The organism is Micromonospora sp. NPDC006766 (assembly GCF_040636055.1).
In the GTDB taxonomy this organism is placed as follows: Bacteria; Actinomycetota; Actinomycetes; order Mycobacteriales; family Micromonosporaceae; genus Micromonospora.
On sequence record NZ_JBEYIX010000094.1, the window covers coordinates 1 to 9,454 of the forward strand.

Annotated in this window: 8 protein-coding genes and 1 pseudogene; 1 reads left to right on the plus strand and 8 read right to left on the minus strand. The window is 69.0% G+C overall.

All coding sequences use genetic code 11. The features are described 5' to 3' along the window. Positions 1-132: 132 nt before the first annotated feature. Both ABZ671_RS31880 and tnpA read right to left on the minus strand, forming a co-directional pair. A complete protein-coding gene (locus tag ABZ671_RS31880) occupies positions 133-1,638 on the minus strand; it encodes an ISL3 family transposase (RefSeq protein ID WP_357865058.1) in 1,506 nt (501 codons plus the stop codon). A gap of 140 nt (positions 1,639-1,778) precedes the next feature. Then, on the minus strand, positions 1,779-2,210 hold the full coding sequence (tnpA, locus tag ABZ671_RS31885) for an IS200/IS605 family transposase (protein WP_357865060.1): 432 nt from the start codon (positions 2,208-2,210) through the stop codon (positions 1,779-1,781). A 731-nt stretch (positions 2,211-2,941) separates the two neighbouring features. Here tnpA and ABZ671_RS31890 point away from each other — a divergent pair. Further along, a complete protein-coding gene (locus tag ABZ671_RS31890; RefSeq protein WP_357865070.1) occupies positions 2,942-3,253 on the plus strand; it encodes a transposase in 312 nt (103 codons plus the stop codon). Between the two features lie 90 nt (positions 3,254-3,343). Here ABZ671_RS31890 and ABZ671_RS31895 read toward each other — a convergent pair. The 6 genes and pseudogenes from ABZ671_RS31895 to ABZ671_RS31920 form a co-directional block, all read right to left on the minus strand. Further along, positions 3,344-3,619: pseudogene (locus ABZ671_RS31895) on the minus strand (bifunctional 5,10-methylenetetrahydrofolate dehydrogenase/5,10-methenyltetrahydrofolate cyclohydrolase); the annotation flags it as partial. Between the two features lie 14 nt (positions 3,620-3,633). Continuing rightward, positions 3,634-4,782 carry a divalent metal cation transporter gene (locus ABZ671_RS31900; RefSeq protein ID WP_357865061.1) on the minus strand — a complete coding sequence of 383 codons (1,149 nt, stop codon included), beginning with the start codon at positions 4,780-4,782 and terminating at the stop codon, positions 3,634-3,636. A gap of 288 nt (positions 4,783-5,070) precedes the next feature. Next, positions 5,071-6,069 carry a tyrosine-type recombinase/integrase gene (locus tag ABZ671_RS31905; RefSeq protein ID WP_357865063.1) on the minus strand — a complete coding sequence of 333 codons (999 nt, stop codon included), beginning with the start codon at positions 6,067-6,069 and terminating at the stop codon, positions 5,071-5,073. Between the two features lie 85 nt (positions 6,070-6,154). Next, positions 6,155-7,075: a hypothetical protein gene (locus tag ABZ671_RS31910; protein WP_357865064.1), complete on the minus strand. Its 921-nt coding sequence runs from the start codon at positions 7,073-7,075 to the stop codon at positions 6,155-6,157. Between the two features lie 98 nt (positions 7,076-7,173). After that, entirely contained in the window at positions 7,174-8,598 is a 1,425-nt protein-coding gene (locus tag ABZ671_RS31915; RefSeq protein WP_357865066.1) for a DHA2 family efflux MFS transporter permease subunit, read from the minus strand. A gap of 137 nt (positions 8,599-8,735) precedes the next feature. Further along, positions 8,736-9,296 carry a helix-turn-helix domain-containing protein gene (locus ABZ671_RS31920; protein WP_357865068.1) on the minus strand — a complete coding sequence of 187 codons (561 nt, stop codon included), beginning with the start codon at positions 9,294-9,296 and terminating at the stop codon, positions 8,736-8,738. Between the last annotated feature and the right edge of the window lie 158 nt (positions 9,297-9,454).

The window sequence follows — 9,454 nt, forward strand, 5'->3', positions numbered from 1 at the left end:
AAACCCGCGTTGAACGCCTTCGCCATCACCTTCAGCGACCGCTTCCCAGCCGCTGAAACCTACTAACCAAGATCGCCGGAAACACCGTTAGCGAGGCTCTGTCTCACATTCGGTGGTGACGGAGGGTGCTGGCTAGCCGAGCAGGATTCGATGGCGCAGGAGAGCGAAGCCCGCGCGTCCGTACATCTGTCGCTTGATCAGTTTGGTTTTGGTGTTGACGCCTTCGGTGCCGCCGTTGTGGAAGGAGTAGGTCAGGGCGGCGTTGACGGCGTCGCGGTCAAGGCCGAGGCCGCGGGTGAACGTGTGTAGGTGGGGCAGGTCCGTGGCCTTGACCTCGGCGATCCATGTGGTGAAACGGTCATCGTTGCCGCCTGCGGGCGTGAGTAGCGCGGCGAACGAGCCGATGAAGCCGGCCAGCGCAGTCATCTGTGGACAGGCACCGGTGAGAGCGTCGACGAGCGTCCGCTGATGTTCTTTGAGCTGGTCAGGTGCGGTCAGGAGGTAGCGGGTCAGACGCCTGGGCGACAGAGCCGGGCGGTCAGCTTCGACCCGGCCTTGGGTGATGTAGCGGTAGAGCAGGTTGAGGCTGCCGGTGTAGCCCAGTTCCCTGATCTCCGCCAGGAGTTGGGTGGCGCCGACGGCGGGGTCTTGTTCCCGGCGCCGGCGCAGGTGGTCGCGGTAGGGGTCGACGAGGGTGGGCCGGTACTGCGGTGCGCGGACCAGGCGTTCGGGTTCGCTGATCCGGGCGTACCGTTTGACGGTGTTGAGGCCGAGATTAAGCCGGCGGGCGCATTCCAGCAGGCCAACGCCCTTGTCGAGCAGGTCGTGGACCTGCTGCCACCGCTGCCGCGTGGTCACAGCCCGCTTGCCCTCCTGCGGCGGCGGCCCAGCGGTGGCCCAGCATGAGCTGTGCGCGGTGACCTCTTTGCGGACGGCCTCGGCGAGGTTGTGCCACAGATGCCAGCGGTCCGCGACCTGCAACGCCTCGGGCAGGGCGCGGCGGACCGCTTCGGCGTAGGCGCCGGAGGAGTCCCGACATACCACCTCGACACCGGGATGCTCACGCAGCCACGTTTCCAGCGTTGCGGCCTTGCGGTCGGGCAGCACATCGATGCGCTCACGGGTGACCGCGTCGATCAGGACGGTGGCGTATCGCTGACGTCGCCGCAACGCGAAGTCGTCCACCCCAAGCACCCGGGGCACCAGCCGCTCGGGCAACGGCAGGCGCAGCAGCGCCCGCAGGGCGGTGTGCCGGGACACGACCACCGCCAAGGCCGACAACATCCGCGCGCCGGCGCGGCCGGCCAACTGCCGCACCACCGCACCGACCTGGGAGATCAGCCGAGGGGTGCGGCGCTGGTAGCGGTTCAGGACCCCGGGCAGTTGTTCCCGGAACGTTCGACGGCAGCCCTGGGTCGGGCATACCAAACGACGTATGCGCACCCGGACCACCACCGGCCGGGCATCGACCGGCACGTCCGCGAGGGTCCGCTGGTGATACCCGTGCACCCGGCCCGTCACGGCCGCGCAGCCCGGGCAGGCCACCGGCCCCTCGGGAGTCCGAGCCCGCACCAGGATCCGTTCGCCCTCGTCCGTCACGTCGTCGATCACCAGCGGCAGCAGCCCCGAGAAGACCATCTTCGTAAGATCACCGATCTTGCACACATGATCTCAACGACATCGACTACCTTCGGTCACCACCGAATGTGAGACAGAGCCGTTAGCGAGACAGCCCCAGGAATCCCGGCCCTTCAGCTTCAGGGCCGGGAGGAATCGCGTCACGCGCGGGGACGTTTCTGGTTTTCGATGTACTCGCGGATGACGGCGAGGGGTGCGCCGCCGCATGACCCGGCGAAGTACGACGGGGACCACAGGTGGCCGTGCATGATGTGCTGGTTGATCCGGCCGGTGAACTCCTGCCGCAGGTAGTGCGCGGAGACGCCCTTGAGTCGGTTGACCAGGGTGGAGATCGGCAGTTTCGGCGGGTAGTGCACGAGCAGGTGGACGTGGTCGTCTTCGCCGTTGAACTCCCGCAGTTCCGCGCCGAGCTTGGCGCACACGTCGGCCATGATCTGACCGCACCGGGTGAGCATGGCGTCGTTGAGCACGTCACGCCGGTATTTGGTGACAAAGACAAGGTGTGCATGCAGGTTGTAGATGACACTGCGACCTCGGCGAACATCCGGGTCCGGGGTCCATCGTGGTGACATAGACAAAAGGGTAGACTGTGGACGTAGAAATGTGGTGCAGGTTCGGCTGTACCCGGACGTCGCCCAGGAGGCGGCGTTGCGGGCGACGCTGGATCTGTGCAATGAGGCCGCGAACGTCGCTTCCGTCGAGGCGTATCGGTTACGGGTGTTCGGCAAGCAGGCGTTGCAGCGGCTCACCTACGGGCAGTTGAAAGACATGGGCTTGTCGGCTCAGCCGGCGATCCACGTCGCCCGTAAGGTCGCCGGCGCGTACGCCACCCTGAAAGCCAACATCCGGGCCGGCAACCTCGGCAGACCGGGATCGAAGCGCCGCCGCAAGGCTGAGGGAAAGCCGGTTGGCTTTCGCCGGGATGCCGCCCAGCCGTTCGATGACAGGTGTCTGTCGTGGCGGATTGTCGACCGGACCGTGTCGATTTGGGCGGTTGGTGGCCGGTTGAACCGGGTTCGGTTCGGTTGCTCGCAGCAGCAGTACGCCACCCTCGCCGCCCACCGCAGAGGCGAGTCTGACCTGGTGCACCGCGACGGAAAATGGTTCCTGTACGCCACCCGCGACATCCCGGACGTCGAGGTGAAAGACCCTGACGGGTTCCTCGGTGTCGACCTGGGCATCGCGAACATCGCCACCACCAACGACGGCACCCGACACTCCGGCAAACGCTTGAACCGGGTGCGTCACCGCGACCGAGGCCGAACGCACCGGCCGCGGGATCGCCCTGGAAAACCTCACGGGCATCCGCGACCGGGTACGGCTCCGACGGCCCCAGCGGGTCACCCTGCACACCTGGGCATTCCACCAGCTTGGCCAGTTCATCGCCTACAAGGCGGGCCGGGCCGGGATAGCGCTCGTCCACGTCGACCCGGCGTGCACCTCGCAGGGCTGCTGCGCCTGCGGACACATCGCCAAGGCCAACCGCCCCAACCAAGCCACCTTCCGATGCACGTCGTGCGGCTTCGCTGAACACGCCGACGTGAACGCAGCCCGCAACATCGCCGCACGCGGTGCCACGGACTGGGCAGCCGTCAGCCTGCCAAACGCGGCGTGACCGATGCACCCAGCACCGACCATGATCTGCAAGCTTGGCCCTTCAGGGCCGAGAAGCTGACCTGACCCGGCTCAACCCAACCCGGACACCCACCCCGCCACCGACCACCACCGCTCCCGGGCACACAATCCCCGGCACCCCCGCCGCGTACACCGCGGCCAGTCCGCCACCCCGGTGCGCACCACCGTCACCGCTCGCCGTCGCCCGCTTCCGCGCCAACAACATCGCCAACGGCCGCCCCAACGTGGCACCCCGACCCAGGACCACCACCTCCCGCCCCGCCACCGGCACCCCATGGAACGCCAACAACGCCCCGATCCCCGCCGGCGTACATGGCAACCCCAACGCCAACCGGCCCATGTTCACCAGCGCCGCCGCACTCACCCCGGAAGCAGATGCGCCTGCTGGGCCAAGAAAATCACGCTGATCGCAGCGACCACCACCGCAACCACCCAACCCCCCACCCGCAGACCCACATGAAGCCGCGTCGACCCGACCAACTCAGGATTCCCCGCCGCCAACACCAGCAGGACCAGCCCCAACGGAGTCGCGATACCACCGATCAGGCTCGCCACGAACAGCAGACGGATCGGACCGATACCCGTCATGGCCAGCACGACGCCGGCCAGCGCCTGCGCGACGATCACCGCATAAAACCGGGACGCCTGACGAGGCGTACGACTCAGCCCACGCGGCCAACCAAAAGCACTGGCAGTCACATACCCACCGCTGGCCGCGATCACCGGCACAGCGATGACCGCGGACGCCAACAACCCCCCGGCGAACATCGCACCCGCCAACGGCCCCGCCAACGGCCGAAGCGCCTGCGCGGCCTGCTCAGCCGTTTCGACCTGCTGATGGTGCTCACCGAGAGTGGCGCCGCTGGCCACCAGGATGCACCAGAACACCACCGCGGCCAGACCGGCGCCCACCACCGCGTCGAACTGCCGAAACCTGAGATTCTGCCGAGAACACCGATCCTCGACCTGCCCCACCGTCTGCCACACATACATGTAGCTGGTCAACGTGGTACCCAGGATCGCCAACATCCCGGCCACGTGCTCCCGAGTGAACGGCACCCTCGGCACCAGGCTGCCCCACGCCACCGCCCGCCAGTCCGGCCGCGCCAACACCGCCGCCGCCCCATACGCCAGCAGCCCCAGCAACACCACCTTCAACACCCGCTCAACCTCGTCGTACTTGCCCAACAGCAGCAGAACAAGCACCCCCGCGGCGAAAGCGGGAATCAACCAACGCGACTGGCTCCCGACCAGCAGACCGATCGCCGTCGCCCCGGCAGCCACATCCGCGGCGATCGTCACCACGTTCACCGCCAGAATGGAGACCAGCAACAGCACACTCACCAACCGGCCGTACCCGTCACGCACCGCCCGCTGAAGATCACGCCCCGACAGCACACCCACCCGCGTGGCCAGAACCTGCACCACCACCAGCGCCGGCATGATCAACAAGGTCAGCCACGCCAAGCCGAACATCGTGCTCGCCCCGACCACGACCAACGTCGCCACCGTGGTCGGATCAGTGTCCGCCGCCCCCGACACCAAGCCCGGACCAAGTGACCGGAACCCAAACCCGCCGGAACCCGCCGAGGAACGCCCCCCGCGCCCAGCCCGCGACAGCCGGCGCTCACCCACCGCGACCCCAGCCCCCAGCGCCACCCCGGCTCAGCGCGACAAGACGGCCGGACGGGTCACATCCGGCCGCTGCTCGCCCCTCGACCCTGCCAGCGATCGCGCACTCTCAGAGTGTGACAGCGAGCCACCGACCGAGGATGCAAGTTCCGGGAAGCCCCACCGTCAACGAGCCGGCCCCACCAGATCCGTCAACGCCTGATTCGTCCGATTCGACCGCACCGCCGCCCGCTGCTGACCCGCCGTCACCTCGATGTACGTCTGCGACGACGCCAACGACGCATGCCCCAACAACCGCATGATCTCCGCCGCGCTCGCCCCGTCCTCGGCCAACCGGGTCGCGAACGTGTGCCGCAACGCGTGCAGCCGCGCCCCCCGAGGCACCCGGTCACCAATGCCCGCCCGCCGGTAACAGGACTCCACCAGATACTGCAGACCACCCCGGCGCAGCGGCTCACCCCGCCGATCCACCAACAGCGGCGAGTCCGGCCGCACGCTGCGCGCCCCGAACCGGCGACGGCGGCTGTCGAGGAAATCCAGCAGCACCCGGTCCACGCCCGCCTCGATCGGCACCGTCCGCGGCCGCCCACCCTTGCCGGCCACGTCCACCCGCCGCTCGCCGGCGCGCCCGGCCAGCGACGCCACCCGCAACGCCAGCAACTCGGACAGGCGCAGCCCCGCACAGAGCGCCAGCGCCAGCACCACCAGGTCGCGCTCCGGCCACGGGTCGCGCTGCCGGCCCTCCGCACGGGCGACCGCGGCCAGCAACTCCTCCGGGGTGTCCTCGCCGCGCAGCGGCTTGGGCTGGGGGAGCGGCGCGCGAGGCCGTCCCACCGCCGGCATCGGATTCCCCGGTATGACACCCTCGGCGACCAGGAACGTGAAGAAGCTGTTCCAGGTGGACCAGGCGCGGTGGACGGAGGCGGCGGCGCGCGGGGCGGCGAACCGGGCGAACGCCGCCCGCATGACCCTGGGGGAGAGGGCGGTGATCACCAGTTCGTCGAAAGGGAGGGGAGGGGCGGCGTCCTCGGCCACGAGCTGGGCGACCGTGAGCAGGTCCCGCCGGTACGCCGCGAGGGTGTGGGGGGAGGGCTTGCGAGTGGCCCGGGCGGTCAGGAAGTCCTCGATCAACCGCCCAACCAACTCGTCCGGTTTGTCATGCATAAGGGATATTATGCATGATTTTCGCGTTCGGGTCATTCTGGGGTGAAGGGAGCGTGGTGGCGTGATCGCCTTTCAGCGGCCGGCCTCACGCAGGCCCGGTTGCGCCGCACCGGGCTCGGCGAGCCGCCCGCCATCCGGCGACCGCCCAATAGAGCTGGCCCATTCCGGTCGCGCCGATCAGGCCGCCGAGCAGGTTCGCCCAGCTCTGCCGATCGGCTACGTTGGCGACGGCGACGCTGCCGCCGAACAGGAGCAGCCCCATGATCACGCGCCGCACGGTCGTACGGGTCGGCGCCGGTTCGACGGACTCCCGGATCCAGCCTCGTCGCCGCACGGGTATGCCTGCCGCCAGGCGTTCGAGTTCGGCGAGAGTGCCGATCGCGTGCCGGCGGCCCGGCTCCGCGGCGTACGTGGCGATCGCCCGGGCCACGAGGTCCGGATCGCCGTCCTCGAAGACGACCTCGTCGCGTACCGGTGTCCATCCGGTCATGGTGACCAGCTCAGGCCGAGCGTAGGACAGCTTGAGCAGCAACGGGTTGTCGCCGCGGACCGGCCGTTCCGGAGCGAGCGCCTCCCAGGGGATGATCAGCGCCCCGGCCACCTTGCCGGCTTCGATCCCGCTCGGCCGTAGGGTCAACCCGGCACCTCGCCACAGCGCCCGCCAGGTCAGGGCGAGCATGCCGGTGAAGAGCAGCCCGGCGACGAGGCCGGCCCCGGTCTCGTGGATGCCCACCAGGCAGAACCCGGCCAACTGCAGGACGGCCAGGCCGAAAAGCAGGTTGTTGGCGTACACCGGCGTGCGAAAGCTGCGGTCGCGCTCGTCGACCAGGAGCGTCGCCCAGGGCCGCCGGTTGCGCCGCACGCCCAGAGTCGCGGCCGCGCCGACCAGGATGAACATGCTCGCGAGGCAGGCGACGTAGACCAGCACCGGGTACCAGACACCGGTGATCAGCTCAGCGGCGAAAACCCCGAGCCCCGCCACGATGACCTTGCGTCGTCCGTCCACCGTGCGACGGTACGGGCCCGGGCTGCCAGGAAACAACGCCCGCCATCCGATCCGCTGCCCGGTGGGTGGCGACGGGTGCGGCCCGGCGAGGGAGGGCCTCACCCGCTCAACTTGACATAATGAACATTATCGAATCTGGACACCGTCTCCAGAGCCGGGGCCCGCCGGGCCTCGGCCGGGTCCCCTGCGGTGCGCCGCAGGGCCGGGGTCAACAGGGCCGCGACTCCGGCCAGGGCCACCATGGCGGCCCCCACCACCAGCGCCGGCCGCAGTCCGTCCACGAAGCGTTGTGCGGTCTCGTAGCCGCCCTGGGCCGCGAAGATCGACGACATGACCGCGATGCCGAGTGCTCCGCCGACCTCGCGCAGGGCGTTGTTCGCGCCGGACGCGATGCCCTGCTCCTCGGCTCGGACGCTGGACATGACCAGATCGGAGGCCGGGGCGAAGTAGAGGGACATTCCGATGCCGCTGGTGATCAGTGCGGGTAGCTGGGCCGTGTACGAGGCGTCGGTGGCGACCACGACGGCGTAGTAGGTGAGCCCGGCGGCCTGGAGGAAGAGCCCGGCGGCGACGACCGGACGTCCGCCGATGCGGTCGGAGAGGTATCCGGCGACCGGCGCGATCAGCATGGGCATACCCGTCCAGGGCAGCATCCGCAGGCCCGCCTGGGTCGGCGAGTACCCCAGCACGCCCTGCAGGTACTGGCTGAGCAGAAAGATCGAGCCGAACATCCCCAGGAACATCAGCGTGCTCGCGGCATTGATCCCGGCGAAGGCGCGGGAGCGGAAGAGCCGCATGGGGAGCATGGGGTTCTGGTGGCGGATGCCGTGGTGGACGAATCCGGCCAGCAGTGCGGTGCCTGCGAACAGGCCGATCAGCACGAGGGGGCTGGTCCAGCCGTCGGCCGGGCCGCGTACCAGCCCGTACACGATCCCGAAGAGACCGCCGCTGACGAGCAGGGTGCCGGAGATGTCGAGCGGGGCGGCGCTGCCGTACGACTCGGCGAGGCGGAGGCGGGCGAGCGGCATCACGGCGAGGCCCAGGGGGACGTTCAGCCAGAAGATCCAGTGCCAGGACACGTGTTCGGTGAGGGTGCCGCCGATGAGGGGCCCGGAGGCGACCGCGAGTCCGTTGACGGCGCCCCAGATCCCGTACGCCATTCCGCGTTTCTCGACCGGAACGGCGGCGGTCAGCAGGGTCAGGGTGAGCGGCATCATGATGGCCGCGCCGACGCCCTGTGCCGCGCGGGCCGCGATCAGGGAGTCGATACCGGGTGCCATGGCCGCGGCGGCGGAGGCGGCGGTGAAGAGGCCGAGCCCGGCGAGGAAGAGCCGCCGACGGCCGAACCGGTCGCCGAGGGCCGCGCCGAACATGAGCAGGACCGCGAAGGTGAGCGTGTACGCGCTGACGGTCCACTCCAGGTCGTCCAGTGCGCCTCCGAGGTCCTCGCGGATGGAGGGCAGTGCGGTGGTGACGACGAGGTTGTCGAGGGCCGCCATGAATCCGGCGACACCGGTGATCACGAGGGCCCAGGCTGCTCCCCCGCGTCGTACTGCCTGTTGCTGCGACATCGCTCCCCCAGCATTCGATTGCTAGTTATCGCTTACTAACTTTGGAGGGCACGAAAAGGCCGCCGAAGACGGCTTCCGCCCCTGCTTCGTTACTTCTCCGGCCGGCCCTTGAGTCGGGCCGACGGGTACATCCCCTGCCAGACCGAGTGCTCGGGCGGGAACCCCATGGCCGCGAGGGTGTTGACCAGCATCCCGTACGCCATGAACGTTGTGGTGTCGCTCGCGTCGGCGCCCAGCGGCAGGTGGACCGTCTCCCAGAGCTTCATCCATCCGGCGCGGACCGCTTCGCCGAACTCGTGGTCGCCTTCCGCCTCGACGGCCGCGACGGTGAGGTATGTCTGCATCTGCATCTGGAGGTTCTCGGGGTGCTCCGCGATCAGCCGCGTGTACGCGTTCGCCATGGCGTGCAGGGCTTCCTCGCCGTTCAGCCCCTCGGCGGCCTTCTCGAAGACCCGACGCGCGTCCTCGATGCACCGGCGTGCGGCGGCGGCGAAGATCGCCTTCTTGCTCGGGAAGAGCCGGAAGAGATACGGCTGCGAGACGCCCACACGCTTGGCGATCGCCTCGGTGGAGGTGCCGTAGTAGCCCTTCTGCGCGAACTCGGCTATCGCCGCGCGGATGACGCTCTCGCGCCTCTCCTCTGCGCTCATCCTGACCATGGAAGAAGGTTAGTGCTCAATCACTAACCACGTCAAGGTGATCGCGCCTGGCGTAGGCATCCGGCGCGGAAGCGACGTACTGCACGTAGTAGACCGGGTTGTCGCGGGTGGCCCGGGTCCACAGCTCCACGCCGATCGACATCGACGTG